Origin of the sequence: Streptomyces sp. NPDC051963 (assembly GCF_044593495.1) — a bacterium.
In the GTDB taxonomy this organism is placed as follows: domain Bacteria; phylum Actinomycetota; class Actinomycetes; order Streptomycetales; family Streptomycetaceae; genus Streptomyces.
In genome coordinates this window covers 1,038,480-1,063,144 of sequence record NZ_JBIUCC010000002.1, presented here as the reverse complement: position 1 = coordinate 1,063,144, position 24,665 = coordinate 1,038,480, and the positions used below count along the sequence as shown (strand labels likewise).

Annotated in this window: 26 protein-coding genes; 8 read left to right on the top strand and 18 right to left on the bottom strand. The window is 70.0% G+C overall.

Features of this window, described 5'->3' with window-relative positions; genetic code table 11:
- Positions 1-83: 83 nt before the first annotated feature.
- The gene (locus ACIHFB_RS11245; protein ID WP_365277811.1) at positions 84-815 is read right to left on the bottom strand and encodes a hypothetical protein; all 732 of its coding nucleotides are present in this window, start codon (positions 813-815) and stop codon (positions 84-86) included.
- 371 nt (positions 816-1,186) lie between these two features.
- Between ACIHFB_RS11245 and ACIHFB_RS11240 the strand changes: the two genes are divergently transcribed.
- Both ACIHFB_RS11240 and ACIHFB_RS11235 read left to right on the top strand, forming a co-directional pair.
- The gene (locus ACIHFB_RS11240) at positions 1,187-1,594 is read left to right on the top strand and encodes a RidA family protein (RefSeq protein ID WP_365277808.1); all 408 of its coding nucleotides are present in this window, start codon (positions 1,187-1,189) and stop codon (positions 1,592-1,594) included.
- 17 nt (positions 1,595-1,611) lie between these two features.
- Positions 1,612-1,947, top strand: coding sequence for a gamma carbonic anhydrase family protein (locus ACIHFB_RS11235; protein ID WP_400126473.1), 336 nt, complete (start codon positions 1,612-1,614; stop codon positions 1,945-1,947).
- Here the strand turns inward: ACIHFB_RS11235 and ACIHFB_RS11230 are convergent.
- Together ACIHFB_RS11230 and ACIHFB_RS11225 are read right to left on the bottom strand one after the other, a co-directional pair.
- Positions 1,893-2,615 carry an aspartate/glutamate racemase family protein gene (locus tag ACIHFB_RS11230; RefSeq protein WP_365277802.1) on the bottom strand — a complete coding sequence of 241 codons (723 nt, stop codon included), beginning with the start codon at positions 2,613-2,615 and terminating at the stop codon, positions 1,893-1,895. The genes ACIHFB_RS11235 and ACIHFB_RS11230 overlap by 55 nt on opposite strands.
- Before the next feature lie 5 nt (positions 2,616-2,620).
- The gene (locus ACIHFB_RS11225; RefSeq protein WP_365277799.1) at positions 2,621-4,099 is read right to left on the bottom strand and encodes an NCS1 family nucleobase:cation symporter-1; all 1,479 of its coding nucleotides are present in this window, start codon (positions 4,097-4,099) and stop codon (positions 2,621-2,623) included.
- 219 nt (positions 4,100-4,318) lie between these two features.
- Here ACIHFB_RS11225 and ACIHFB_RS11220 point away from each other — a divergent pair, with 219 nt between their 5' ends.
- Entirely contained in the window at positions 4,319-4,984 is a 666-nt protein-coding gene (locus ACIHFB_RS11220; RefSeq protein ID WP_400126471.1) for a GntR family transcriptional regulator, read from the top strand.
- Positions 4,985-5,003: 19 nt separating this feature from the next.
- Here the strand turns inward: ACIHFB_RS11220 and pip are convergent, their stop codons facing one another.
- Together pip and ACIHFB_RS11210 are read right to left on the bottom strand one after the other, a co-directional pair.
- Complete coding sequence (pip, locus tag ACIHFB_RS11215; protein WP_365277793.1) at positions 5,004-5,963, bottom strand: prolyl aminopeptidase; 960 nt, start codon at positions 5,961-5,963, stop codon at positions 5,004-5,006.
- A 61-nt stretch (positions 5,964-6,024) separates the two neighbouring features.
- Complete coding sequence (locus tag ACIHFB_RS11210; RefSeq protein ID WP_400126470.1) at positions 6,025-6,720, bottom strand: uracil-DNA glycosylase; 696 nt, start codon at positions 6,718-6,720, stop codon at positions 6,025-6,027.
- Between the two features lie 145 nt (positions 6,721-6,865).
- Between ACIHFB_RS11210 and ACIHFB_RS11205 the strand changes: the two genes are divergently transcribed.
- Positions 6,866-7,453, top strand: coding sequence for an RNA-binding S4 domain-containing protein (locus tag ACIHFB_RS11205; RefSeq protein WP_365277787.1), 588 nt, complete (start codon positions 6,866-6,868; stop codon positions 7,451-7,453).
- Between the two features lie 24 nt (positions 7,454-7,477).
- Here ACIHFB_RS11205 and ACIHFB_RS11200 read toward each other — a convergent pair whose 3' ends face one another.
- From ACIHFB_RS11200 to ACIHFB_RS11190, 3 genes are all read right to left on the bottom strand, one after another.
- Positions 7,478-7,978, bottom strand: coding sequence for a DoxX family protein (locus ACIHFB_RS11200; protein WP_365277785.1), 501 nt, complete (start codon positions 7,976-7,978; stop codon positions 7,478-7,480).
- Between the two features lie 112 nt (positions 7,979-8,090).
- Positions 8,091-8,768 (bottom strand): class I SAM-dependent methyltransferase, encoded by a 678-nt coding sequence (locus ACIHFB_RS11195; RefSeq protein WP_365277782.1) that lies wholly within the window; start codon positions 8,766-8,768, stop codon positions 8,091-8,093.
- 111 nt (positions 8,769-8,879) lie between these two features.
- A complete protein-coding gene (locus ACIHFB_RS11190; RefSeq protein ID WP_365277779.1) occupies positions 8,880-9,818 on the bottom strand; it encodes an acyltransferase domain-containing protein in 939 nt (312 codons plus the stop codon).
- A 112-nt stretch (positions 9,819-9,930) separates the two neighbouring features.
- On the opposite strand from ACIHFB_RS11190, the gene ACIHFB_RS11185 reads away from it, so the two are divergent.
- The gene (locus ACIHFB_RS11185; RefSeq protein WP_365277776.1) at positions 9,931-10,251 is read left to right on the top strand and encodes a DUF6343 family protein; all 321 of its coding nucleotides are present in this window, start codon (positions 9,931-9,933) and stop codon (positions 10,249-10,251) included.
- Between the two features lie 18 nt (positions 10,252-10,269).
- On the opposite strand, the gene ACIHFB_RS11180 is transcribed toward ACIHFB_RS11185, so the two are convergent.
- The 6 genes from ACIHFB_RS11180 to rpsA all read right to left on the bottom strand — a co-directional run bounded on the left by ACIHFB_RS11180 (position 10,270) and on the right by rpsA (position 16,242).
- On the bottom strand, positions 10,270-10,650 hold the full coding sequence (locus ACIHFB_RS11180; protein ID WP_365277773.1) for a tetratricopeptide repeat protein: 381 nt from the start codon (positions 10,648-10,650) through the stop codon (positions 10,270-10,272).
- A gap of 96 nt (positions 10,651-10,746) precedes the next feature.
- A complete protein-coding gene (locus ACIHFB_RS11175; RefSeq protein ID WP_400126466.1) occupies positions 10,747-11,148 on the bottom strand; it encodes a DUF3592 domain-containing protein in 402 nt (133 codons plus the stop codon).
- Positions 11,149-11,150: 2 nt separating this feature from the next.
- The gene (gene coaE / locus ACIHFB_RS11170; RefSeq protein ID WP_365277768.1) at positions 11,151-11,756 is read right to left on the bottom strand and encodes a dephospho-CoA kinase; all 606 of its coding nucleotides are present in this window, start codon (positions 11,754-11,756) and stop codon (positions 11,151-11,153) included.
- A gap of 39 nt (positions 11,757-11,795) precedes the next feature.
- The gene (locus ACIHFB_RS11165; protein WP_365277765.1) at positions 11,796-12,734 is read right to left on the bottom strand and encodes a PAC2 family protein; all 939 of its coding nucleotides are present in this window, start codon (positions 12,732-12,734) and stop codon (positions 11,796-11,798) included.
- 148 nt (positions 12,735-12,882) lie between these two features.
- Positions 12,883-14,409 (bottom strand): flavin monoamine oxidase family protein, encoded by a 1,527-nt coding sequence (locus ACIHFB_RS11160; protein WP_400126764.1) that lies wholly within the window; start codon positions 14,407-14,409, stop codon positions 12,883-12,885.
- Between the two features lie 327 nt (positions 14,410-14,736).
- Positions 14,737-16,242, bottom strand: coding sequence for a 30S ribosomal protein S1 (gene rpsA / locus ACIHFB_RS11155; RefSeq protein WP_365277760.1), 1,506 nt, complete (start codon positions 16,240-16,242; stop codon positions 14,737-14,739).
- A gap of 145 nt (positions 16,243-16,387) precedes the next feature.
- Between rpsA and ACIHFB_RS11150 the strand changes: the two genes are divergently transcribed.
- Both ACIHFB_RS11150 and hrpB read left to right on the top strand, forming a co-directional pair.
- Positions 16,388-17,440, top strand: a complete 1,053-nt coding sequence (locus ACIHFB_RS11150) for a class I SAM-dependent methyltransferase (protein ID WP_400126463.1) — start codon at positions 16,388-16,390, stop codon at positions 17,438-17,440.
- Positions 17,441-17,489: 49 nt separating this feature from the next.
- Positions 17,490-19,976, top strand: a complete 2,487-nt coding sequence (hrpB, locus tag ACIHFB_RS11145) for an ATP-dependent helicase HrpB (protein ID WP_400126461.1) — start codon at positions 17,490-17,492, stop codon at positions 19,974-19,976.
- Here hrpB and ACIHFB_RS11140 read toward each other — a convergent pair.
- From ACIHFB_RS11140 to ACIHFB_RS11130, 3 genes are all read right to left on the bottom strand, one after another.
- On the bottom strand, positions 19,966-20,958 hold the full coding sequence (locus tag ACIHFB_RS11140) for a DUF3068 domain-containing protein (protein ID WP_365277752.1): 993 nt from the start codon (positions 20,956-20,958) through the stop codon (positions 19,966-19,968). The two genes, hrpB and ACIHFB_RS11140, sit on opposite strands and share 11 nt — an antisense overlap.
- 21 nt (positions 20,959-20,979) lie before the next feature.
- Complete coding sequence (locus tag ACIHFB_RS11135; RefSeq protein WP_365277749.1) at positions 20,980-21,114, bottom strand: SPW_0924 family protein; 135 nt, start codon at positions 21,112-21,114, stop codon at positions 20,980-20,982.
- A gap of 139 nt (positions 21,115-21,253) precedes the next feature.
- Complete coding sequence (locus tag ACIHFB_RS11130; RefSeq protein ID WP_365277746.1) at positions 21,254-22,975, bottom strand: lytic murein transglycosylase; 1,722 nt, start codon at positions 22,973-22,975, stop codon at positions 21,254-21,256.
- A 319-nt stretch (positions 22,976-23,294) separates the two neighbouring features.
- Here ACIHFB_RS11130 and ACIHFB_RS11125 point away from each other — a divergent pair, with 319 nt between their 5' ends.
- Positions 23,295-24,128, top strand: coding sequence for a DUF4184 family protein (locus tag ACIHFB_RS11125; protein ID WP_365278283.1), 834 nt, complete (start codon positions 23,295-23,297; stop codon positions 24,126-24,128).
- Here ACIHFB_RS11125 and ACIHFB_RS11120 read toward each other — a convergent pair.
- The gene (locus tag ACIHFB_RS11120) at positions 24,070-24,471 is read right to left on the bottom strand and encodes a hypothetical protein (RefSeq protein ID WP_365277744.1); all 402 of its coding nucleotides are present in this window, start codon (positions 24,469-24,471) and stop codon (positions 24,070-24,072) included. The two genes, ACIHFB_RS11125 and ACIHFB_RS11120, sit on opposite strands and share 59 nt — an antisense overlap.
- Between the last annotated feature and the right edge of the window lie 194 nt (positions 24,472-24,665).

Here is a 24,665-nt window from a genome sequence, read left to right as displayed (position 1 = left end):
GCATTCACGACAAGCTTCAGCTTCAGCTTGCGCTCTTCGCGCACCCCGGCCGCAGTGGACCGGGGAGTCTATGAGGTTACCCGCTACCCGAAGAGGTAGCCGAACACGGCGTCCCCGACCCGCTGGTCGACGACATCAACGCCGTTCGCTTCCTCCCGCGCGAACTTCACGGCCTGCTGCAACTTCTCGACCCGGTCGAGGAGTTCATTGACACGGCGAGCGGGAAGAGCCCCGGAGAACTTCACGGTCGTCCAGTACCCGACGGGAATGTCCTCGTAGTAGACCTCGACCTGGGCGGGATGCTTCTCGGTCGCCTCTGCCTTGACGTGGTTACGAGGCACCTTCTTGGTCCTGAGCGTCCGCACCGGCTCGGTCTTCCACGCATCGGTGGACGGGTCCTGCACCCAGGACTCGGAGGCGTCGAGGACGGGCAACTTCCGTACGAAGGTGTTGAGATCAACGAGCTGCTTCTCAAGAAACAGCAGGTAGGACACGGGCACATCGGCAACGAGCACCCGCCCGTCCACCTTGACGTCCGCACGGGCCGCGCAGTTGGCCCAGTCCTTGGTGGCGGTCACATCGAACAGCCGGGTCAGGGTCGCCGCGGTCTCCCGCAACACCCCCTCGGCCTGCACCTGAACCCGCGTCGACTCAGGCGGCAGTTGCTCGCCCTCCTCGTCCTTCGGCTGGTACGTCCGCGAGATTCCGGCCAGCAATGCGGGCTTCTGCAGCCCGTGGTGAGCAGCCGTCAGGTCCTGGTGGGCCTTGGACTTGATGCCCTTCTCCACTGCGATGATCTGGTTGAGTTTCGCCACGTGTAGGACGGTAGCAGGGGGAACTGGGGCAACTCGAACGATTATTCGCCCCAGCGTCGGCGGCGGACAGGGGCGCGGATCACTCAGCGCGGCGTTCAGAACTCCCAAAGGTCTCGGTGCCGGTGGCGGGTCGGTGGGTGGTCCAGCCGTGAAACGTCCCAGATGCCCCTCGTCCGCATCGGGTGATTGTCAGTGGGACGCGCTTCAATGGGATCTGTCGTCACTCAGCGTCACACGTGAAATGCGTTCGGGGGAGGTGGCCATGTCGAGCCACGAGGAGGACGGGCGGCGGAGCGGGTTAATTCGGATGCGCCCACGAGCCAGGGCCCTGATGATCGGCAGGTTGGCCGCAGTCGTCCCAGGGAGCCGCAATGATCCAGCGTGTCACTGTCCCGGGCCTCTTCCCACCGCCCACCTACTCCCACGCCTCCGTCGTAGAGGCCGGCACGAAACTCGCGTTCCTCGCCGGGGCCGTCCCCCTCGACGCCGAAGGAAAGCTGGTCGGCGAGGGGGACCCCGTCCGGCAGACCGAGCAGGTGCTCGCGAATCTCGGAGAGCAACTGCGCGCTGTCGGAAGCGACTTGGCGCACGTCCTGGCCACCGATGTGTACGTGGTCAGCAGTGACACCGCCGTGCTGTCCGCCGTATGGGATGTCGTCGAAGCGTCCGGGCTCAGCCTCGGGCCGCACTCCTCGACGCTGATCGGTGTGGCGTGTCTCGGGTACACCGGGCAGCTGGTGGAGATTACGGCTACCGCTGTGATCCCCGAAGCCGCTTAGGAAAGCCGGAGAGCCCCATGTTGATCGAGCACCGCGGGCAACGCCCCGTCGTCCCCGACTCCGCCTACGTCGCCCCGACGACCGTCCTCTGCGGTGCCGTCACCCTCGGGGAGCGGGCCCGGGTGCTGCACGGTGCCGTGCTCACCGCCGAGGACGGGGAGGTCCGCGTCGGTTCGGACGTCGTCGTCATGGAGAACGCACTGGTGCGTGGGCGGGCCGGGCACCCCGCCGTCATCGGCGACGCCGTGCTCGTCGGGCCGCACGCGCACGTCAACGGGGCGACCATCAGTACCCGGCATCAATTCGCCGCCGGCCGCCCCCACACCCGCCTCTTCACCACGGGCTTCGCATAGCTGCCCGCTCGGCTCGTCGTCAGCCCCATCGTCACCAGCGACTCCGCCAGCTTCACGGCCGCCCCGACCCCGTCGACCACCGGCAGCCCCAGCTTCTCCCCCACCGCCCGCTGGAGCCCAGTCATCCCGGCGCATCCGAGGACCAGGACCTCCGCCCCGGCCTCCCGGGCCCGTTCGGCGGCCGTGAGGAAGGCGGCCTCCGTACGGTCCGGGTCGCCCAGATCAAGGACTCCCAGCCCCGTGCCGACGACGGCGGCGCAGTTCCGCCCCACTCCCGCCGTCTCCAGGCTGTCCTCGATCTGGCCGCACGACCGCTCCAGCGTCGTCACGACCCCGTACCGCCGCCCGAGCAAGCACGCCAGATGCGCGGCCGCCTCCGTGATGTCGACGACCGGTACGTCGACCAACTCCCGCACGCCCTCGCGCCCGTGCTCTCCGAAGCCCGCCATGACCACGGCGTCGTAGGACGGGCCCTCGTACGTCCGCAGGGCATCGATGACCGCCGCGGCCGACAGGTAGCTGTCGAGCCAGCCCTCCGCCGACTCGGGTCCCCACGCGGGGGTCAGCCCGGTCACGATGGTGCCCGGGCCTGCGGCGGCCCGGGCACCTCGTACGATCTCCGCGGTCATCTCCTGCGTGGTGTTGCAGTTGGTGACGACGATCCGCACGCTCCTCAGACCTCCACGGGCTTCTCGGGAACGGACGCGGAGGTGGCCGCCCGCTCGCTGCGGCACAGCAGCACATACAGTCCCGCCGCCAGTGCGGTACCGATGAACCACGAGTACGGCGCCACATCGCTGAACGTCTTCACCAGCGCCAGCACCGCCGCGACCCCCGCCGCCGGCAGGAACGCCCACAGGGCCTTGGGGTTGACGCCCTTGCGGTAGTAGTAGCGGGAGCCGGGGGTGGCGTCGAAGAGCTCGTCGACATCGATCCGGCCGCGCTTGACCCAGTAGTAGTCGACCATGATCACGCCGAACAGGGGTCCCAGGAAGGCGCCCAGGCCGCCGAGGAAGTACTGGACGACCGTCGGGTTCGAGAAGAGGTTCCACGGCGTCACCACCAGCGCCGCCACCGTGCTGATCATGCCGCCGACCTTGAAGGTGATCTTCTGCGGCCAGACGTTGGCGAGGTCGTACGCCGGTGAGACGAAGTTGGCGACGATGTTGACGCCCATGGTGGCGATGGCGAAGGTCAGGGCCGCCAGCACCAGCACCCAGGTGTTGCCGACCTTGGCGACCAGCTCCGCCGGGTCGGTGATGGCCTCGCCGAAGACCTCCAGCGAGCCGGCCGTGACGATCACCGAGACGACCACGAACGCCGTCGAGTTGATGGGCAGGCCCCAGAAGTTGCCGCGCCGCACGGTGCGATAGTCGGGCGCGAAGCGGGAGAAGTCGCAGAAGTTGAGCATCAGCGTGCCGTAGGTGGCGAGGATCAGCCCGATCGCGCCGAACCACTGCCGCCACTGCTCACCGACGGATACCGGATGCGGGGTCGAGGTGAGCGAAATCGTCCAGCCGGCCTTGGCGAGGACCCAGACCGCCAGCGCGATCATGACCAGCCAGATCGCCGGACCGCAGAAGTCCTGGAACTTCCGCACCGACTCCATGCCCTGGCTGATGATCATCGCCTGGATCAGCCACAGCGACAGGAAGGAGACCCAGCCGAGCGCGTCCAGGCCGAGGAAGGAGTTGTGGGTCCAGGACTCCAGGCCGGGCCAGGCGGCGAGCAGCATCACGTTGACCGCGACCGACGCCAGATAGGTCTGGATGCCGTACCACATGATGGCGATCACGGCCCTGATCAGCGCCGGGATATTGGCGCCCCAGACGCCGAAGCTGATGCGGCTGACGACCGGGAAGGGCACGCCGTGGCGCTGGCCGATCTTCCCCATCCAGTTCATGCCGATGTAGATGATCACGAAGCCGACGAGCAGGGACGTGAAGACCTGCCACACGTTCATGCCGAGGACGAGCAGTCCCGCAGCGAACGTGTAGTTGCCCAGGTTGTGGACGTCGGACATCCACATGGCGAAGAGGTCGAAGACCTTCCAGTTGCGCTTGCCCGCGGGCGCGAGGTCTTCGTTGGTGAGCCGGGGATCGGGGACGAACGCTGCTGTGCCGGTGGCTTCGACACGGTCGGCGAGGGACACGGGGCCTCCATGGACGGGGGACGGAGGAGGGCGGCTTTGCGGTGACTTGCTTACGGCGGCTTGGCTCCGTTGGCTTGGCTCCGGTGGCTTGTTTCCTGCCACCCGGCAAGTGGTTTGGTATACCAAACTGCCGCCATAGTCCTCCCGTCAACCGTTCCGACCGATGTCGGTGCCGTTAACGCTCCGTAAAACACCCTCGGAGTCGGAGAAGATGGCTCCATGAGCTCCCCGACGAAGACCGAACCCCTGGGCGCAGTCCGCGAGCGCGTTCTGTCCACCCTGCGGCAGGAGATCATCGCGGGCCGCCTCCGCCCCGGTGACCGGCTGGTGGAGCGGGAGCTCGCCGAGCGGTTCGGGGTCTCGCGCGTCCCGGTCCGGGAGGCGATCCGGGCCCTGGTCGCCGAGGGGTTCGTGCACTTCGAGACGCCTCGCCGTACGGTCGTGCGGCGGCTGGCCCCGAGCGATGTCAGGGAACTCTTCGAGCTGCGCGAGGCGTTGGAGGTGTACGCGGCGGGGCTGGCCGCGGCCCGCGCGACACCGCAGGATCTGGCCGAGGTCGAGGAGCTGCTCGACCTCGCGGCCACCGCCACGGGAGCGGCGGACGCTGAGGCCATCACCGACATCAACAGCCGTCTGCACGACCGCATCGTGGCCATGGCGGACAACAGCCTGCTGATCGAAGCCCTCGAACCGGTCGCCGGCCGCCTCCGCTGGATGACCCGACGGAACGAGGAATGGGCCCAACTCCTCGTCGAACACCGCGAGTTGTACGAGGCGATCGCTTCCGGCGACCCGGAGCGGGCCCGCGCGCACGCACTCGCCCACGTCCGGACCAACTACCGGTCGACGGTACGCCAGCTGTTCGGCGAGGCCGAAATCCCCTAACGGATCGGGTATTTGTCCGTCAGCGGACCGCGTATTTGTCCGTCGCCGCCACCAGCGCCTCGGCCACGCCCGGCGCGCCGGCGTCGTGTCCCACCTCGTCGATCATCACCAACTCGCTTCCCTCCCAGGCGTGATGGAGCCGCCACACGATGCCGAGAAGGTTGCCGAAGTCCAGGCTGCCCTGAACGAGCGTGCCAGGGATGCCCTTGAGCAGGTGCGCGTCGCGCAGAATTACGGCCTCGTCAGCTGCGCCCAGAAAGTGATCGTTGCCGAAGTAGTGGGTCACGGTCCGCGCGAAGCCCATCCGGAACGCCGAGTCCTCGTACCGCGGCACCGAACGGGGCGACGCGGGAATGATCGCGGTCTCCCAGTCGGTCCAGGCCCGCGCCGCCCGCTCCCGCACCTGCGGATCCGGCGACTCGATCAGCCGGTTGTACGCGGCCGCGAGGTTCCCGTCCCTCTCATGGACGGGCAGTTCACCGACGAACCGTTCGAACGCCGCCGGAAAGATCTTCCCAAGTCCCCTGGTCAGCAAGGCCACTTCGGAGTTGGCTCCGGTCGCCACCCCCGTCAGCACCAGCTCCGAAACCACCCCCGGACACGTCTGCGCATACCGCAGCCCCAGCACCGAGCCCCACGACACTCCCCACACCAACCACCGCCCGATCCCCAACTCCCGCCGCAGCAGCTCCAGATCGGCGATGAGGTGAGCCGTCGTGTTGACGCTCATGTCGGTGTCGTACACGCTCGCGGACGGGGTCGAACGCCCGCATCCTCGCTGGTCGAGCAGCACGATCCGGTAGACCGCAGGATCGAACAGGCGCCGCGGGTACGGCGTACAGCCGGATCCCGGACCGCCGTGCAGCACCAGCGCGGGCTTGCCGTGCGGGTTGCCGCAGGTCTCCCAGTACACGCGATTGCCGTCACCGACGTCGAGCATGCCGTGGTCGTACGGTTCGATCTCCGGGTAGAGGGCCATCCGGGCACCCTAATGTCCGTACGACGGCCCGGGCGCCTCGTTTTAGGGCCAGGGCGCCTCGCTATTGCGTTTGGCGCAGCCCCGCCGCCCCTGCCGCGTCGCGCAATACGTCCCGCAACATCGCGGGCGTGAGCCTGCCGGTGAACGTATTGCGCTGGCTGACGTGGAAACAGCCGTAGAGGTCGAGTCCGCTGAGCGGGACCCTGGTCCCGTGCGCGAAGACGGGACGCGGCCTCGGTACGCTCCACCCCGCCTCGGCCAGCGCCGGCAGCGTGGCCTGCCAGCCGAAGGCACCGAGCACCACCACGGCCCGCAGCGTCGGCCGCAGCAGCGTCAGCTCCTGAACGAGCCAGGGGCGGCACGTGTCCCGCTCACCGGGGGTGGGCTTGTTCGCGGGCGGGGCGCAGTGCACGGGCGAGGTGACGCGGACGCCGTGCAGCTCAAGACCGTCGTCGGCCGCCACGGAAGTGGGCTGCGACGCCAGCCCGACGTCGTACAGCGCCTGGTACAGCACGTCCCCGGAACGGTCGCCCGTGAACATCCGTCCCGTGCGGTTCCCACCGTGCGCGGCGGGCGCGAGTCCCACGATCAGCAGCCGGGCGTCCGACGGCCCGAACCCCGGCACCGGCCGCCCCCAGTACGTCCAGTCGGCAAAGGCGGCGCGCTTGGTACGGGCCACCTCCTCGCGCCACGCGACCAGCCGCGGGCAGGCCCGACAGTCCGCGACCCGCTGGTCCAGATCGGCAAGGACGTCCATAGGGCCCACGGTAGCCCTACGCCCAGGCCATCCGGCCCGCCCAAGCCACCCGGGCCCCATGCCGTCCCGCCGACAGCCGCCCCGCCCCGCCCCGCCCCTGGGAAATCCCGGCCGGTTCACCCGGTACGGGGATTAAGGTCAAGACATGGCTTCCGAAGCTGCGGACTACGACGAGACGCACGACGGGCGACCTGGTACGTCCAAGGGGCCCGGCGGGTCCGGCAGGCCCGGCGGGTCCGACGGATCGGCCACCGACGAGGCCCCGGCGACTGCTCCCGCACCCGACGACGCAATCACCGCCGCCGAGGCCGCCCGCCCGCAGAGCGGCGAGACCGTCCGCATCGACAGCTGGATCTGGTCCGTACGCCTGGTCAAGACCCGCTCGATGGGCGCCGCCGCCTGCAAGGGCGGCCATGTGCGCGTGAACGGCGAGCGCGTCAAGCCCGCCCACTCCGTCCGCGTCGGCGACGAGGTCCGCCTCCGCCACGAGGGCCGGGAGCGGATCGTCATCGTCAAGCGCCTGATCCGCAAGCGGGTCGGCGCCCCGGTGGCCGTCCAGTGCTACGTCGACAACAGCCCGCCGCCCCCACCGCGCGAGGCCGTCGCCCCGGCCGGCATCCGCGATCGCGGCGCGGGCCGCCCGACCAAGCGCGACCGACGCGAACTGGAACGCCTGCGGGCACTGCGCGGACTCAGCGGCCGTCCCACCGGAGGCCGCCCCGAAGACCGCTGACCGCTGATGCCCGGCCGGTCCCCCTCAAGCCCGCCGTCGCACCAACCGCACCAGCCACAGCAGGTCCGCGTTGTGCCGTCGCCGAGCCCAGGCGATGAGCGCGAGCGGCAATATGAGGATCAGCGGGGTCGCGGCGTTCTCCCCGTTAAGGGACGTGAGCGTGACGACGAACGCGCCCACCATCAGACCGCTCAACGCCATCGCCGCGACCGACTCCAGCACCGGAATCAACAGCGCTATGCCTCCGGCCATTTCGAGGGCGCCGATGATGTACATCCCCGTGCTGCCCCAGCCCATCGCGTCGAAGATCTCTGCGGCGCTGGGGTGCGCGATCAGCTTGGGCAGCGCGCTCGCGAAGACATAGAAGACGGCGAGGAACACCTGTAGACCGCGCAGGGCGATGCGGGCTCGGCGACCTTGGGCGGTCGCTGACTCGGCGATGACCGGGCGGGCCGTGACGGAAGCGGCAGTGGTGACGGGGACGTTGGTGACGGCGGCGGGGGTGACGGCGGCGGTCTGGGACATCGGGATCTCCTCCGTGAAACGGTCCGTGGTGCTGTCACAGAGGTAGACCAGCGCCCCGTACAGAACTCATCGCCGTCCGCCACCCCCTGTAGGTCCCGTCGACTCGCGCTCCCTATGCGGGAACCGCCCGCACCCATGTCCGGTCGTCCGTCAGGTACTTGTCCACCTTCAGCCCCGCCTCCGCCAGCGCCCCCTCGAACTGCTCCTTCGTCAGCGGCCGGGCCCGGAACGTCTGGGTCCAGACCGCGTCCGGGAACTCGTACTCCGCGCGCACCGAGTTCACCCCGTCGCCGACCGGCTCCGATGACGCGAGCCGGACGGTGAAGCCGCCGGGATCGAGGCGCTCGCGCGGCACGTTCGTGTGGTAGTCCTCTCCCTCGCGCTGGATCAACACGCAGCCGCCGTCGGCGAGATGACGCACGCAGGTCCGCAGCAGCCCTCGCCGCACCTCGATGTCGCCGCTGTGCACCAGGAACGACGCAAGCAACGCCACGTCGAACGTCTCGTCCAGGTGGAGGCCTTCGATCGGGCTGCATATCGTGCGTGCTCCGCGGACGCGTTCGAGCATCTCCGCCGATTCGTCCACCGCCGTGACCGTGAAGCCGAGTTCGAGAAGCGGATGGGTCATACGCCCCACACCGCAGCCCAGCTCCAGGATGTGCGCACCCGCCGGCACGGCTCCGGCGATGATGTCCTGCTCTCCCCCGACAGGCAGCCGTGAATAGAACTCGACCGCGCAGCCGTCCGGGGTGATCGCCCCGGGTCCCGTCCCCTGATGTCCACTTCGCATGTTCAGTCCCATGCCCGCACAACGGCCCGTATCCGCACGGTCGTTCCCACCCTGCCCGGGTTCACCCGTTCGAGTTGCCACCGCACCGCTGGCTCCACGCGGAGCCCCCGCTCACAACGGAAACCACCCATGTCCGATGTACCAGTGACCACCCACCCGCAGATGATCCCCCACCGCCCGCTCCACCGAAGTACGCCGCGACAGGCTCTCCACGGGCAGATCCGGGTTGCCGAAAACGAACTGCACCGGCTCCGCGTCCGCGTGCCGCAAGTCCTCCCGATCCTCCCCGTCCTGCCCGTCCTCCCGGTCCTCCCAGGCGACCCGGAAGCGCTCCTGGAACCGCACGATGTTGGAATCCCCCGACAGATACTGCTTCAACTGCGGGTCGAGCAGCCAGGAATGGCAGACCGCGACCTGCCACCGCTCCTCGGGGTAGTGCCGGGCGAAGAACTCCCGGGCCAGCGCCAGTGAACGGTCACAGGCCGCGGGCGACAGCGGACCGTGGAAATCGCAGATGTGCAGGTTCAGACAGGCCGCGCCCGGAGCCACGTCCAGCCCGGCCGCGGCGAGGGCGGACGCCGTACGCTCCCCGAGTCGTGCCCGCTCGAACTGAAGCCGCCCCAGCTGGTACAGCTCCCCGCGGAAGTGGTAGCTGAGCCAGTTCACCACGTGCAGCCCGCCCCGGCCGTTCCGCCGCCGGTGCACCGCCATGTTCCGGCCGAGGTCGGCGAGGGTGCGCCGGGACACGTCCGCGGGGATGCCGCGTGCGCGGTGGTACGCGCGTGTGTGCGGCAGCGCCGCGAGGAACACGTACACGGCGAAGTAGCGGCCCAGCGCCGCCGGGGCGCCGGCGACGAGCTCACTCAGCTGTGGTCCCTTCTCCACTTCTCCGATGTCGCTCACCAGCACCTGGACACACTCCTCCAGGAGCCGCATTGCTCCGGCGTCTGCGGTCAGTGTCCGCCGCAGTGCCACCAGTTCGTTGATGTCCTCGTGGGGTACGGCAAGGTCGAGCAGGATCTCGGGCAACGCGTCGGTGTCGGGCAGCACGGCGTGGTCTCCCCCTCCTCGGGCGGCTACTGAGCTCTCCTCTGGCGGCTACTGAGCTCCTTGGTGAACGTCCGAGCCGAGGAGTACGTTGCAGACAGGAGTAGTGATCCTGATGCGTACGGGCAGTGAACCGGCGACTGCGCGCAGTGCTCTGCGGGCGCGCTTCTGGCTGAGCGTGTGGGGGCTGGTCTGGGCGATCTTCGGCACGGTCGCGTTCGCGCTCGCCGGACGTCCCGGGTGGGCCGTCGCCTGCGGGGTGCTGTGGCTGGTGATCGCCGTCGACATGACGCTGATCCTTCGGCACATCCGCCAGGGCCCGCACTACCAGCCGGGCCCCGACATCCCGCCGTACCTGCCGCCGGACCAGCGATCTCCGTACCGGCCGCCTGATCAGCGACCTCCGTACCGGCCTCCGGGGCAGCGGCACCCTTAGCGCGCCGCCGGCGGACGCTCACGAATCGAAGCGTGCGGCCTTCAGGTACTCCGGGTTCGGATCCAGCGCGGCCGCCAGCCGGAAGTGGCGTTTGGCCTCGTCGGGCCGCGCCTGGCGCTCGTAGGTGCGGGCAAGGGCGAAGTGCGCGAACGCGTTGTCCGGCTCGCGCTCCAGGACGATGGTGAACTCCAGCTCGGCAGGTCGCAGTTGCGCGGCCGCGAAGAACGCCCGCGCTCTCAGCAGCCGTGCGGCGGTGTTCTCCGGGTGCGCCGCGATCACTCCGTCGAGCAGTTTCACCGCGCCCCGCGGGTCCCGTGCGGCGAGCAGATGCTCGGCGGCACGGAAGTCGATGACATGCGTCTCCGGAGTACGTCCGGTCGATCCGCTGGTCTCGGGCACGGCACAGTCCTTCCCTGGCTCAACAGGTTCAACGCCCGCAACAGGGCGGCGATTCCACAGCCGGCATCTCTCGGCGCCGCCCGTCCGGGATCACGGTCACAGCATCAGGGCCGCGAGCACAATCCCCAGCACCACCAATGCCGCTCCGACCACCACGAACCCCCGGTCCAGGCCCGTGCGCTCGCCGCCGAGCAGCACCGTCTCGCGGGGGTCGGCGGCGTCGTACGCCAGTCGCACCCCACCGCCGGCGGCGAGCGGCAGGCGCCGGCTGCGCGGGACCGGCGAGGCGATCTCGACGACCCGTCCGTCGGGGGTCTCGAACTGGAGCAGCGGGCGCTCCGAGCCGGGCGGCGGAGGCTTCACCAGCGCCTCGGTGATCTGTCCCGCCCCGGTGATGCGCCGCGTCCGCCGCAGACCGTACGCGCCGGCCAGCAGCGCCACCAGACCACCCAGCATCAAGTACGCCACGACGACGATCGGTCCCGCCCCCTTCGCCACGACTACCGCGACGCGTGCGCCCGTCTGACGAGGTCCGCCCAGACCTCACGCACGCGTGCCCGAAGCTCCTCCAACGGTACGTCGTTGTCGATGACGATGTCCGCGATCTCCAGGCGCTTCTCGCGGGTGGCCTGTGCGGCCATACGCGCGCGTGCGTCCTCCTCGGTCATGCCGCGCAGCCGCACGAGCCGGTCGAGCTGGGTCTCGGGGCTCGCGTCGACGACGACCACGACGTCGTAGAGCGGCGCGAGGCTGTTCTCCGCGAGGAGCGGGACGTCGTGGATGACGACGGCGTCCTCGGTGGCGGCGCCTTCGAGCTCACGCGAGCGCGCTCCCACCAGGGGGTGCACGATCGCGTTCAGCACAGCCAGTCTGTCGGGGTCGGCGAAGACGATCGAGCCCAGTTTGGGGCGGTCCAGGCCGCCGTCCACGCCGAGCACCTCGGCACCGAAGGCGTCGACGACCGCCGCGAGACCGGGAGTTCCCGGCGCGACGACCTCGCGTGCGATGCGGTCCGCGTCGATGAGGACGGCACCCTGCTCGACGAGCAGCCGTGACACCTCGCTCTTGCCGGCGCCGATGCCACCGGTCAGACCCACTTTCAGCATGACCGGCAGCTTAGGCCCTGGCACTGACAGGGCACCCGGTCAGGTGTCTCCCTCGCGCTCCGCCAGGAAGCGCTCGAACTCCTGCCCGATCTCGTCCGCCGACGGAATGTCCACGGGTTCGGCGAGCATGTTGCCCCGCGTTTCGGCGCCCGCGGCGGCGTCGTACTGGTGCTCCAGGCCCTGGACGAGGGAGACGAGTTCCTCGTCGCCTTCCTGGATCTGCCGGTCGATCTCCGTCTGCGTGCGGTGGGCGTCCGTGCGCAGGGCGTGCGCGATGCCCGGGAGGACCAGTCCGGTCGCGCCGGTGATGGACTCCAGGACGGTCAGCGCGGCGTCCGGGTACGGGGACCGCGCGATGTAGTGCGGCACGTGCGCGGCGACGCCCAGGACCTCGTGACCGGCCTCCATGAGGCGGTACTCGACCAGTGCCTCGGCGCTGCCCGGAACCTGCGCCTCGTCGAACGGGCTGCGGTGGCCGGGCACCAGGTCGGTGCGGTTGCCGTGCGGGGTGAGGCCGACGGGGCGGGTGTGCGGGACGCCCATCGGGATGCCGTGGAAGTTCACGGACAGCCGCACGCCGAGCCGCTCCACGACCTGCTGGACGGCCGCGGCGAAGCGCTCCCACTCCACGTCCGGCTCGGGGCCGGACAGCAGCAGGAAGGGCGCTCCGGTGGCGTCCTGGACCAGCCGCACCTCGATGGTGGGGTCCTCGTACTCCGTCCACCGGTCGCGCCGGAACGTCAGCAACGGGCGACGGGCGCGGTAGTCCACGAGCCGGTCGTGGTCGAAGCGCGCCACGACCTGGTGCGGCAGAGAGTCGAGGATCCGGTCGACGATCTGGTCGCCGGTCTCGCCCGCGTCGATGTAGCCGTCGAAGTGGTAGAGCATGACAAGGCCGGCCGACTCCTGGGCGAGCGCCATGTCGACGACCGCCAGGCCCTTCGGCTCCCATGCGTACAAACCCTGCGGATCAAGCACTGTGACCGCTCCTCCTCGTGTTCGTACTGCACAACACAGCCCAGGACACGGGCATTCCCACCCGTGTCCCTGATCAGGCGTCCCTTACCGCCTTTTCATACGGCATCTTGCGGCGCTGTGGTGTGGAGTCGACCGCCGCCCCAGCGGCTCACGAGGACAGCACGCGCGCGTGGAGGGCTGTCACCGCCTTCCGGGCGGACGTGAACGCGCCGTGCTGCCAGGCGTCGGTGTAGCTGAGCCAGTCGCCGGCGAAGTAGACACGGCCGGCCGGCTCGTTCAGCGGCTTGTAGCGGACGTCGTCGGGACCACCGGGGGTGTCGTGCCAGGCGGCCTCCAGGTGGGGCGTCTGACGCCAGTGGTGCGAGAAGGAGGAGGCAAGCTCGGTGCGGTACTTCTCGCCGTAGATCTTCACTCCCGCGGCCACCGCGCGCGCCTCGCGCTGCTTGGGGCTGAGCTTCGCGTACGCGTCCGCGTCGTCGTCGTAGTTGTAGTAGCCGATGACGATGCCGCGTTCGCCGTGGAAGCCGTACGACGGATGCCAGATGTGGGTGACGTCCTGGTCGGTCTCGGTGATGCCGCCGTAGATTCGGTGGTCCAGTTCCCACCAGCGGGACCTGTACTCCAGCCCGATCTTGGCCGCGGACGACGGTGTGATCGCCTCCAGCGCGGACTGCACCCCGGAGCCCAGGTTGTGCGGCACCTTGGCAAGGATGTTGGGCGGCAGGGCGGCGACGCAGAAGTCGGCCTCGACGACCTTCGTGCGCCCGCCCTGCGCATACGCGACGGACACCCCTCGTCCCGTGTCGGTGATCTTCGAAACGACCGCCCCCGTACGCACCCGATGCGCGCCGATCGCCTTGGTCAGCGCCCTGGGTATCCGGTCCATGCCGCCGACCGGCTGGAACATCAGCATGGCCTGGTCGAAGCCGAACTCGAAGGAGAAGTAGCGCCCGGCGCCACTGGCGAGGACCTCGGAGGCGGTGGGGACGTCCCCGAGCAGCACGCCGGGGGTCCCCGCGGCGGCGGGGACGGTGGTGTACCCGCGGCGGTCGCCGCCCTCGTACGTCAGTTTGTCGCCGAGTTCGCCCCAGTCCTTGAGGAACTCCACCAGCCGCTCCTGGTCGGTGGCCGTCAACTCCTTGTCGAGCGCCCCCTTGTTGGTGGCCTTGGCGAGCAACTCGGAGACATAGCCGTAGACATCGGCCTTGGCCGTGCGGTAGCGCATCGGCTTGGTCATGCCGGCGGACTCGTTGTAGATGTACGCGTCGGCGTTGACGTTGGTGAACACCTCGATGGGAACGCCGAGTTCCCGGCAGTAGTCGAGGGTGACCATCCACTGCGGTATGCGCGCGGGACCGGCGTTCATGTAACCGCCGTCGCCGAAGCGCGCGGTCTGCTTGTTGCCGTTGATGTCTACGGTCGTGTCCCCGCCGCGGACGGTGAAGTTACGGCCACCCGTGCGGTCCCTGGCCTCCAGAACCGTACAGTCGTAGCCGGCCTTGCCGAGTTCGTACGCGGTGGCGAGTCCCGCGATGCCGCCGCCGACGATGACGACCTTCGCGGCGCCGCGTCCGGTGAGCGTGAAGTCGCCCGCGCTGAGCGCACGGAAGGGCTGGTCACGCTGGGCGGCCTGCGCGGTGGGGGCGAGCCCGAGGGCTCCCATGGTGGCGAACATGGCGCCGGCGCCGCCGGTGAGACCGACGTCGCGCAGGAAGGTGCGGCGGCTGGTTCCGGACGCGGGCTGAGTGTGTGGCATCGGTCGCTCCCCTATTCCGGTCTTGATCGACCGGGGAAGCCTCCCAATGGCCGGTTACGGCCCATCAGTTACTCGTGTATCCCGCACGTTTCTGCAAGGGCGGGGACAGCGCCCTCAGGGGCGCGGGGAACTGCGCGACCAGCCACAGCCGGCCCGCAGCCAACCCACAACCGCATGCACACAACACTGAGGGACCGCACCTCGAAAGGTACGGCCCCTCAGTCAGGACCTACGGCTCAGTGAGCGTCAGCTCTGGCCACCCGCGAGCTTCTCGCGAAGCGCGGCAAGCGCCTCGTCCGAGGCCAGCGCACCGGAGTTGTCCGGGCCCTCGGAGGAGTACGAGCCGCCGCCACCGCCGGACGCGGCCGGAGCCGCACCCGCCGCGTCGCCGCCCTCGGCGGCAGCCGCAGCGTCCGCCTCGCGGGACTTGATGACCTGCTGCTGGTGCTGCTCGAAGCGCTGCTGCGCCTCGGCGTACTGGTGCTCCCAGGCCTCGCGCTGGGTCTCGTAGCCCTCGAGCCAGTCGTTGGTCTCGGGGTCGAAGCCCTCCGGGTAGATGTAGTTGCCCTGGTCGTCGTACGACGCGGCCATGCCGTACAGCGTCGGGTCGAACTCCACCGAGGCCGGGTCGGCACCGAAGGACTCGTTGGCCTGCTTCAGCGAGAGGCTGATGCGACGGCGCTCGAGGTCGATGTCGATGACCTTGACGAAGATCTCGTCGTTGACCTGGACGACCTGCTCCGGGATCTCCACGTGGCGCTCGGCCAGCTCGGAGATGTGGACCAGACCCTCGATGCCCTCGTCCACGCGGACGAACGCACCGAACGGAACCAGCTTCGTGACCTTGCCGGGCACGACCTGGCCGATCTGGTGGGTGCGGGCGAACTGCTGCCACGGGTCTTCCTGGGTCGCCTTCAGCGACAGGGAGACACGCTCGCGGTCCATGTCGACGTCGAGGACCTCGACGGTGACTTCCTGGCCGACCTCGACAACCTCGGAGGGGTGGTCGATGTGCTTCCAGGAGAGCTCGGAGACGTGGACCAGACCGTCGACGCCACCCAGGTCCACGAAGGCACCGAAGTTGACGATCGAGGAGACCACACCGGAACGGACCTGACCCTTCTGGAGGGTCGTGAGGAACGTCTGGCGGACCTCGGACTGGGTCTGCTCCAGCCAGGCACGGCGGGACAGGACCACGTTGTTGCGGTTCTTGTCCAGCTCGATGATCTTGGCCTCGAGCTCCTTGCCCACGTAGGGCTGGAGGTCGCGAACGCGGCGCATCTCGACCAGGGAGGCCGGGAGGAAGCCACGGAGGCCGATGTCGAGGATGAGACCACCCTTGACGACCTCGATGACGGTACCGGTGACGATGCCGTCCTCTTCCTTGATCTTCTCGATGGTGCCCCACGCCCGTTCGTACTGGGCGCGCTTCTTCGAGAGGATCAGGCGGCCTTCCTTGTCCTCCTTCTGGAGAACAAGGGCTTCGATCTCGTCACCGACGGCGACGACCTCGTTCGGGTCGACGTCGTGCTTGATCGAGAGCTCACGGCTCGGGATGACACCTTCGGTCTTGTAACCGATGTCGAGGAGAACCTCGTCCCGGTCAACCTTGACGATGACGCCGTCGACGATGTCACCATCGTTGAAGTACTTGATCGTCTCGTCGATAGCGGCGAGGAAGGCTTCCTCGTTACCGATGTCGTTGACCGCAACCTGCGGGGTGGTGGCGGTGGTCTCGGTGCTGCTCGTCATGTGGGAAAGGGCTCCGGTACGGACATTGAAGTCGTAGGTACTGCTTACGCCGGGAGCCCGTTTCGCTCTGAAGAAGCCGGACAGCCTAGGAAGCGCCACCCAAAACAGCTGGTGGCGCCTCGACAACCGAGGGGACATACAACAGATGCGAGCGCAGCCTGCTACGTCTGAGGAGCGCAGGCCCGCAGCGCAACTTGTAGCATACGGGGGCAGCCGGACAGGGTCAATGCGCGAAGGCGCACACCCGGGGCGGATCGCCGCAATCCCGGCACAATACGTGTCCCTTGAGGCCACGCATGGCCCAAGAAGCCCCGCGCGTGACACCACCGCGCCACGGGTCGGACGGAAGAGCCCGCAGACTAATACGAGGGAGCCGATCATCCAAGAGCCCGAAGCGTTCGAGCCGGAAGCCACCCGACGTGACGCGGACGTCACGGAGAGCGCCCGGGCCAACCGGGGTTGGTGGGACCGCAACGCGGACGAGTACCAGACCGAGCACGGCACGTTCCTCGGGGACGAGCGATTCGTGTGGTGCCCCGAGGGCCTCGACGAGGTGGAGGCGGAGCTGCTCGGCCCGCCGGAGGACCTCAAGGGCAAGGACGTCCTGGAGATCGGCGCCGGTGCGGCCCAGTGCGCCCGCTGGCTGGCCGCGCAGGGCGCCCGCCCGGTGGCCCTGGACCTCTCCCACCGCCAGCTCCAGCACGCGCTGCGCATCGGCGCCGCGTTCCCGCTGGTGCAGGCGGACGCGGGCGCCCTGCCCTTCGCCGACGCCTCCTTCGACCTGGCGTGCTCGGCCTACGGCGCGCTGCCCTTCGTCGCCGACCCGGTCCTGGTCCTGCGCGACGTCCACCGGGTCCTCCGCCCGGGCGGCCGCTTCGTCTTCTCCGTCACGCACCCGATCCGCTGGGCGTTCCCGGACGAGCCAGGCCCCGAGGGGCTGAGCGTGTCGGCCTCCTACTTCGATCGCACGCCGTACGTCGAGCAGCACATCGAGGACGGGGTCGGGCACGCGGTGTACGTCGAACACCACCGGACGCTCGGCGACCGCGTCCGGGACGTCGTCGCGGCGGGGTTCCGGCTGGTGGACCTGGTCGAGCCGGAGTGGCCGGCCTGGAACACATCGGAGTGGGGCGGCTGGTCACCGCTGCGCGGGCAGCTGCTCCCGGGGACGGCGATCTTCGTGTGCGAGCGCGATTGAAGGCACGCGCGCGTGAGGGGTCGTCGGGAGGGCGTACGACACTAGGGGCGTGATCCGTTACGACGCCCTGGATGTGCTGCCGGTACGTGGTGCCCTGCCGGGCCTGGACGAGGCGCTGGACGCGCACGGCACCGCGGTCCTCGTGGCACCGCCCGGCACGGGCAAGACGACCCTTGTGCCGCTCGCCCTGGCCGGACTGCTCGGGGACGGCCCCGCACGCCGTGTGATCGTCGCCGAACCGCGGCGGATCGCGGCGCGGGCGGCGGCCCGGCGGATGGCGTGGCTGCTGGGCGAGAAGGTCGGTGAGAGCGTCGGCTACACCGTGCGCGGGGAGCGGGTCGTAGGGCGGCACGCACGCGTGGAGGTCGTCACGACCGGTGTGCTGTTGCAGCGACTTCAGCGGGACCAGGAGCTGGCCGGCGTGGACGCGGTGGTGCTCGACGAGTGCCATGAGCGGCATCTGGACGCGGACACGGTGGCGGCGTTCCTGTGGGACGTACGACAGACCCTGCGGCCGGAGCTGCGGCTGGTGGCCGCGTCCGCGACGACCGACGCGCAGGGGTGGGCGCGACTGCTGGGCGGGGCGCCCGTGGTCGAGGCCGAGGGGGTCTCGTATCCGGTGGAAGTGGTGTGGTCGCCGCCGCCGCGTCCGGTACGGCCGCCGCACGGGATGCGCGTCGATCCGGCGCTGCTCGCGCATGTGGCGTCGGTGGTGCGGCGGGCGCTGGCCGAACGGTCGGGGGACGTGCTGTGTTTTCTGCCGGGGGTCGGGGAGATCGCCCGTGTGGCCGGGCAGTTGGACGGCCTGGGGGATGTCGATGTGCTTCAGGTGCACGGGCGGGCGCCGGCCGCGGTGCAGGATGCGGTGCTGTCGGCCGCCGCGCGGCGCCGGGTGGTGCTGGCGACGTCCGTCGCCGAGTCGTCGTTGACGGTTCCCGGAGTGCGGGTGGTCGTCGACTCGGGGCTGGCGCGGGAGCCGCGGGTGGATCATGCGCGCGGGCTGAGCGCGCTGACGACGGTACGGGCCTCGCAGGCGGCGGGGCGGCAGCGGGCGGGGCGGGCCGGGCGGGAGGCGCCGGGGGCGGTGTACCGGTGCTGGGCGGAGGCCGAGGACGCGCGGCTGCCGCGTTTCCCGTCGCCGGAGATAAAGGTCGCCGACCTGACGGCGTTCGCCCTCCAGGCGGCGTGCTGGGGGGATCCCGAGGCCACCGGTCTGGCTCTGCTGGATCCGCCGCCGGGTGGGGCGATGGCGGCGGCCCGGGCCGTGCTGTCGGCGATCGGTGCGGTGGACTCCGTCGGGCGGGCCACGGACCGTGGGATGCGGTTGGCCCGGCTGGGGTTGCATCCGCGGCTGGGGCGGGCCCTGCTGGACAGCCCTGGTGCGGGTGCCGACGTCGTGGCGCTGCTCTCCGAAGAGGTGCCTCGGGACTACGGGGACGACCTGGCGGCTGCTCTGCGCACTGCCCGGCGGGGCGGTGACTCCTATGCGGGGCGTTGGCGGACGGAGGTGCGGCGACTGCGTGCGGCCTCGGAAGGGGCCTCCCCTCCACCCGGCCGCGGCTCCGACGACCGTCTTGCCGGGCTCGTCACCGCCCTGGCGTTTCCCGAGCGCGTCGCGAAGAAGGACGGCGGTTCCTATCTGATGGCCTCCGGGACCCGCGCCGAACTCGGTGCGGGCAGCAGGCTGAGCGGGGCTCCCTGGATCGCCGTGGCCGCGGCGGACCGGCCCATCGGCAAGGGGCACGCGCGTGTGCAGCTCGCCGCTGATGTGGACGAGGACATGGCCAGGTCGGCGGCGGCGTCACTGTACTCCGAGGACCAGGAGGTGCACTGGGCCGACGGGGACGTCGTCGCACGGCTGGTGGAGCGGCTGGGGGCCATCGAGTTGGCGGTGCGGCCGCTCAAGAACCCCGACCCCGTCGTCGTACGCGATGCCCTTCTTGAAGGGCTGCAACAGGAAGGGCTCGCCCTGCTGCGCTGGACGCCCGATGCGGACGTACTGCGGCAGCGGCTCGCCTTTTTGCATCTGCACCTGGGGGAGCCGTGGCCCGACGTCTCCGACGACGCGCTGCACGCGCGCGTGGAGGAGTGGCTGGAGCCCGAGTTGAGTCGGGCGCGACGGCGGGGGGAGCTGGCCCGGATCGACGCCGGGGCGGGTCTCACCCGGTTGCTGCCCTGGGCGTCGGGTGACGCCGCACGGCTCGACGTGCTCGCCCCCGAGCGGATCACCGTACCCAGTGGGTCCAGGATCCGGATCGACTACGCCAACCCCGAACAGCCCGTCCTCGCGGTGAAGTTGCAGGAGATGTTCGGGCTCCAGGAGTCGCCGCTCGTGGCCGGCGTGCCGGTCCTGGTGCATCTGCTCTCCCCCGCCGGCCGGCCCGCCGCCGTCACGGCCGACCTCGCCTCCTTCTGGAAGGACGGCTACAAGGGAGTACGGGCGGAGCTGCGCGGCCGCTATCCGAAGCACCCGTGGCCCGAGGATCCCGCGACCGCCGAGCCGACCCGGCACACCAACGCCCGGCTCAGGCGCTGACCGGCTCCGGTTCCGTCGTCTGCACGCCCACGGGGTCGGCCGGGCGGCGGCTGCGTGCCTCCAGATAGAGCGAGAGGGACAGCAGGGCGGCGCCGAGGAGCAGGAATCCCCATGGCAGGTACGACGTCATCAGCAGGACGAGGGTGCGGTTCGACTTGACCAGGTCGACGGTGGAGACGATGTAGTCCTCGCGCATCTTCACGTGCCCGGCGAACGCCGTGACCTTGTCGCGGTCGCCGAGCAGGGTGCCGCCGCGGAGCTCCTCCTTGTGGATCTCCTCGCCGTAGACGGGGGCGCCGGTGAGGGGTTCGACCCAGAACTTGCGGACCGTGGTGTACCAGCGGGTGGTGCCGGTCTTGGCGATCGATTCCGGTGTGATGCCCTCGACCGGCATCGTCCGGGGCATCGGCACCTTCGTCCACGGGATGGTCTGCTCGAAGTAGTAGACCTCGACGCCGCGGAAGTCCTGCGTGCCCTTGTAGTGGATCGGAGCCGTCACGCGTGCCTGCGCGTCGAAGTACTCGTAGTCCCGTTTCTCCGTCATGAACGGCCACTTGAACTCGAGGCCGTCCCGGCGCACCGGGTCGCCGTCGACCATCTCGCCCGTGGCGTGGACGGGTTCCTGGCTGTGGGCGTCGAAGATGTAGCGCTCGGGGATCTTGGAGACCATCTTGCCGTCGGGGCCGACGACGTACGACAGCCCGTCCCAGACGACGACGTCCTTGCCCGCCGTCTTCTCGATCTTCTCGGACTCCTCCACGTTGCCCTTGAGGGTCTGCACGATGGTGACCTTGGGTACCTTGCGCGCCTGCATGGTGCCGTAGTCGAGGAGGGTCGCGTCCTTCGCCTCGAGGACCATGTCCTGGTACTGGTTCGGCGGGATCTTGGCCAGGCGTGGGAAGGCGTACCAGCGCAGCAGTGGGGACAGCGCCGCGAAGAGCACGGCGAGGGCGAGCAGGATCAGGCTGGCTTTGCGGCGCATCTCGGCCTCCCTCCCGGGTGGTCAGGGGTGTGTGGGCACCGTTGTCAGGAGCGGCTTGGGGGAGGTCTCGCCCGTGGGTGAGCCCAGCGCCGTGAGGGTGAGCACAAGGGCGAACGCGACGGCGAGGCCGGTCGCGGCGGCGATCAGGGCGCGCATAAGGACGCCTCCCGACGGGCGGAACTGATACATCGTCAGGTCCGGCACCGTAGCAACGGGCGGGTGAGATGAGAACACGTTGCACACACAACGACGGCGCCCCCTCGGTGAGGGGGCGCCGTCGTGGTCGTACGAAGAGTTACGCGCTGGGGCTCGCGGACGGGCTCGGCGAGCCCGTCTCCGCGGCCTTCTCCACCGTCAGCGTGATCGTGAGCGTCGCCCCGCCGGCGGTGTCGATGCGGAGCAGGAACGCACCGGTGGTGTCGTCCGCGTACAGCTTGGGCAGCTTGAGCAGGCCGTTCTCGTCCGTCTTCAGGCTCTTCAGGGAGCGTACGGGCTTGCCGTCCGCGTCCTTGAAGTAGGGGCCCTTGTCGTTCTCGGACGCGTCGAGCACCGACTTGATCAGCGTGGCGGTGGCGGCGACCTTGCCGGCGACCTCGCCCCGGTATGTCGCCTTCACCTCGACCTGCTCGGCGAACTCGCCGCCCACGGGGCAGGTCAGCGCGGTGCTGCTGGTGCGGGTGAGGACACTGGCGACGCGCTCGGTGACGGTGGCCGTGTAGTCCAGGGCGCTGACCGTGCGGCCGACGACGGTGGCGCGGACGGTGAAGTCGCCCGTCTTCTCGCCCGCCTTGAGCGCGGGCGCGACGGCGACTCCGGAGGCGTTCGTGACGATCGTGGCCACGCTCTCGCCGCCGGTGAACGTGGCGTCGGAGCCGCCGGTGATCGTGAAGCGGATCCTGACCTTGCCGACCGCCTCGCCGTCCTCGGTCTCGGCACGGGCGCTGATCTTCTGGGTGAACGCGTCGCCCGCCATCGCGGTGAGGTTGGCGGTGCCCGCGTCTTCCAGGTGGTCCACCGTGTCGGTCGGGGTGGGAGTGGGGCTCGGGCTCGGCGAGCCCGACGGCGGATTCGGGCTCGGGCTCGCTGAGCCGCCACCCTCGTTCGCGGGGGGCTTCGGGCTCGGCGACACCGTGCCGGGCGGCTTGGGCGAGGGGTTGGGGCTCGCGCCGCTGTTGCTGTCGTCGCTGCGGTCGTTCGGCAGCGTGCCCGTGCCGTCCGGGATCTCGTGCGTGCCCTTGCGGTAGTACTCCAGCCACGACAGGACGAGGTTCAGGTAGTCCTGCGAGTTGTTGTAGCTGAGGATCGCGCTGTCGAGGTCGGACTGGGTGGAGAGGTCCCAGCCGTACCGGCACAGGTAGTGACCGGCGGCGAGCGCGGCGTCGTAGACGTTGTTGGGGTCCTTCTCGCCGTCGCCGTTGCCGTCGCGGCCCGCCCACGACCAGGTGGACGGGATGAACTGCATGGGCCCGACGGCTCGGTCGTAGGTGCTGTCGCCGTCGAACACGCCACCGTCGGTGTCGCTGATGCTGGCGAAGCCGTTGCCGTTGAGCTGCGGGCCGAGGATCGCACCGATGGTGTTGCCGGCGGCGTCGACGCGGCCGCCGCGGGCCTGGCCCGACTCGACCTTGCCGATGGCGGCGAGGAGTTCCCAGGGAAGGTTGCAGCCGGGCTTGGACTCCTGGAGCGCCGACGCGGCCTTCTTGTAGGCGTCGAGGACGGTCGCGGGTATGCCCGCTTCCGCCGCCCCGGTGGAGACGGGGGTGCCGACGGTCGGTGCGGGGCTGGGGGTGTTGAGCGGCGGCAGGTCCGTGTAGTACGGCGAGTTGCCGGTCGCGCTCTCCGGGGTGCCCGTGGGGTCGACGTCGGGGGCGGACTGGGCGTCGCCGGCGGTCCGTCTGCCGGAGTCGTCGACCGTGACCCCCGGAGCCTGGGACGCGGACAGCGCTGCGACCGCCAACGCGGCCACGGCCGTCGTTGCCGCACCCGAGCGCAGCCTCCTGCCGAATTGCGCCGCCATAAAGTGAACCCCTCCCGCGGGGCGCTCCGCGCCCCTCTCCAACTGCTCTGTTCGCCCTGTAGTGACGATCGACCCGCCGCGGGGGTTGCCCTCGCGGCGCCTACGGTGTTCTGTTTCGAGTGGCCGGTCACGCTCCTCGGCATGCCGACTCACGTGACCCTACGACAACTTGCTTTGCACGGGCACCCGTTCGAGCCGGGTCTTAACCGGTTGGCCATATGTCGTTGTGCCGCCGCGGCGCCCCCGGTCATCCCGCATACTTGACGCCGATGATCATCGGGGCCGACAGGTCCGCCAACGACCGTCGCGGGAGATGCAGTTGCCGTTCACGCTGAGCCATGCGGCGGCCGTGCTGCCCGCCCTGCGTCCCGACGGAACCGGCCGCGGCCCGCTCGTACCGGCCGTCCTCGTGGCCGGTTCCTTTGCGCCCGACATGACCTACTACGCGGCGAGTGTCCTGTCCGGGGGCATGGAGTTCGGAGATGTCACACACTCGTTCGCCGGCGTCTTCACCATCGATGTGGTCATCGCCTGGGCACTAGTCGGCCTGTGGCTCCTGGTGCGTGAGCCTCTGGTGGCGCTGCTGCCACGGGAGCGGCAGGGCCGGGTGGCCTCCTTGCTCCGCTGCGGGGCGCCACGCGCGCGTGTACGGCCTTCGCTGGTGGCGCGGTGGTACGTCTCCGCCGTGCTTGGCGCGCTCACCCATGTCGTATGGGATGCGTTCACGCATCTCGACCGCTGGGGCATGCGGCTGTTCCCCGTCCTCGGCGAGGAGGTGGCGGGCTCTCCGTTGTACTGGTACCTCCAGTACGGCGGCTCCGCGATCGCCGCGGTCGTGATCGCCGCGTTCGTCGCATACGCGCTGCGACAGGCGCCGTCGGTCGAGCCGGTCGGGGTGCCTTCCCTGTCGGTACGGGACCGGTGGACCGCCGCTGCAGTGATCGGCGGGTGTGCGGTGGTGGGCGCGGCGCAGCGGGCGGCACGCTGGTGGGACTACTGGGGCTCCACCGCGAAACCCTGGGAACTGATCCCGACCCTCTGCTTCGGAGCAGGCGCCGGCCTGGTCCCGGGACTGCTCCTCTACGCCCTCGCCGTCAGGGCGCGGCGCGGGTCCCCGGCGGTTCCGGAGCGGAGCCGTTCGACCGCCCGCTGACGGTGGAACCGGTGGCGATGAAGACGGTGACGGTCTGCACGGGACGGGAGCGGGGCAGCCGGGAGAGGGCGAGGGCCACGTAGCTGCGGGCCAGGTCGGTCCACAGGCGCCAGTCCTGTTTCTTTCCCGGGAGGTGTACGGCGACCTGCTCGCGGCGGGTGCCACGGTGCCGTAGCCCTGCGGTCGCCCGGCGGAGGGCCGCCGGCAGGTCGGTGGGGATGCGGGCGGTGCTTGCGGCGGCCGAGAAGACCGGGACCGGTGAGGGCGGCGTGGACGGGGTCGCGGCGGTGTGCGCCTGCGCCTGTGCCCATGCCGTCCGGCGGTTGAGCATGCGTATACCCATGCGGGCATCTTTGCGGGCGGCGGGGGTGGGGGCGTCCTCGCGGGGGCCACGTGGGTGACGGGGCCTCCGGCGGTGGAGCCGGGTGCCGAAGCGTCTGCTGGGTAGCGGTTGTGTCGGGGCTGCGGGTGGTGTGTGGCTGGTCGCGCAGTTCCCCGCGCCCCTTGGGGCGTGCAGTCCCGCCTGCGAAACAGCAC

Excerpts from the sequence above, each read along its gene's own strand:
- ACIHFB_RS11185 (WP_365277776.1), top strand. The coding sequence starts at position 9,931 with ATGCGTACGGGCAGTGAACCGGCGACTGCGCGCAGTGCTCTGCGGGCG.
- ACIHFB_RS11205 (WP_365277787.1), top strand. The coding sequence starts at position 6,866 with ATGGCTTCCGAAGCTGCGGACTACGACGAGACGCACGACGGGCGACCT.
- ACIHFB_RS11135 (WP_365277749.1), bottom strand. The coding sequence starts at position 21,114 with ATGCGCGCCCTGATCGCCGCCGCGACCGGCCTCGCCGTCGCGTTCGCC.
- ACIHFB_RS11235 (WP_400126473.1), top strand. The coding sequence starts at position 1,612 with ATGTTGATCGAGCACCGCGGGCAACGCCCCGTCGTCCCCGACTCCGCC.
- ACIHFB_RS11160 (WP_400126764.1), bottom strand. The coding sequence starts at position 14,409 with ATGTTCGCCACCATGGGAGCCCTCGGGCTCGCCCCCACCGCGCAGGCC.
- ACIHFB_RS11150 (WP_400126463.1), top strand. The coding sequence starts at position 16,388 with ATGCGAGCGCAGCCTGCTACGTCTGAGGAGCGCAGGCCCGCAGCGCAA.
- ACIHFB_RS11140 (WP_365277752.1), bottom strand. The coding sequence starts at position 20,958 with ATGCGCCGCAAAGCCAGCCTGATCCTGCTCGCCCTCGCCGTGCTCTTC.
- ACIHFB_RS11220 (WP_400126471.1), top strand. The coding sequence starts at position 4,319 with ATGAGCTCCCCGACGAAGACCGAACCCCTGGGCGCAGTCCGCGAGCGC.
- ACIHFB_RS11240 (WP_365277808.1), top strand. The coding sequence starts at position 1,187 with ATGATCCAGCGTGTCACTGTCCCGGGCCTCTTCCCACCGCCCACCTAC.
- pip (WP_365277793.1), bottom strand. The coding sequence starts at position 5,963 with ATGGCCCTCTACCCGGAGATCGAACCGTACGACCACGGCATGCTCGAC.
- ACIHFB_RS11120 (WP_365277744.1), bottom strand. The coding sequence starts at position 24,471 with ATGGGTATACGCATGCTCAACCGCCGGACGGCATGGGCACAGGCGCAG.
- coaE (WP_365277768.1), bottom strand. The coding sequence starts at position 11,756 with ATGCTGAAAGTGGGTCTGACCGGTGGCATCGGCGCCGGCAAGAGCGAG.
- ACIHFB_RS11130 (WP_365277746.1), bottom strand. The coding sequence starts at position 22,975 with ATGGCGGCGCAATTCGGCAGGAGGCTGCGCTCGGGTGCGGCAACGACG.
- ACIHFB_RS11195 (WP_365277782.1), bottom strand. The coding sequence starts at position 8,768 with ATGCGAAGTGGACATCAGGGGACGGGACCCGGGGCGATCACCCCGGAC.
- ACIHFB_RS11200 (WP_365277785.1), bottom strand. The coding sequence starts at position 7,978 with ATGTCCCAGACCGCCGCCGTCACCCCCGCCGCCGTCACCAACGTCCCC.
- ACIHFB_RS11210 (WP_400126470.1), bottom strand. The coding sequence starts at position 6,720 with ATGGACGTCCTTGCCGATCTGGACCAGCGGGTCGCGGACTGTCGGGCC.
- rpsA (WP_365277760.1), bottom strand. The coding sequence starts at position 16,242 with ATGACGAGCAGCACCGAGACCACCGCCACCACCCCGCAGGTTGCGGTC.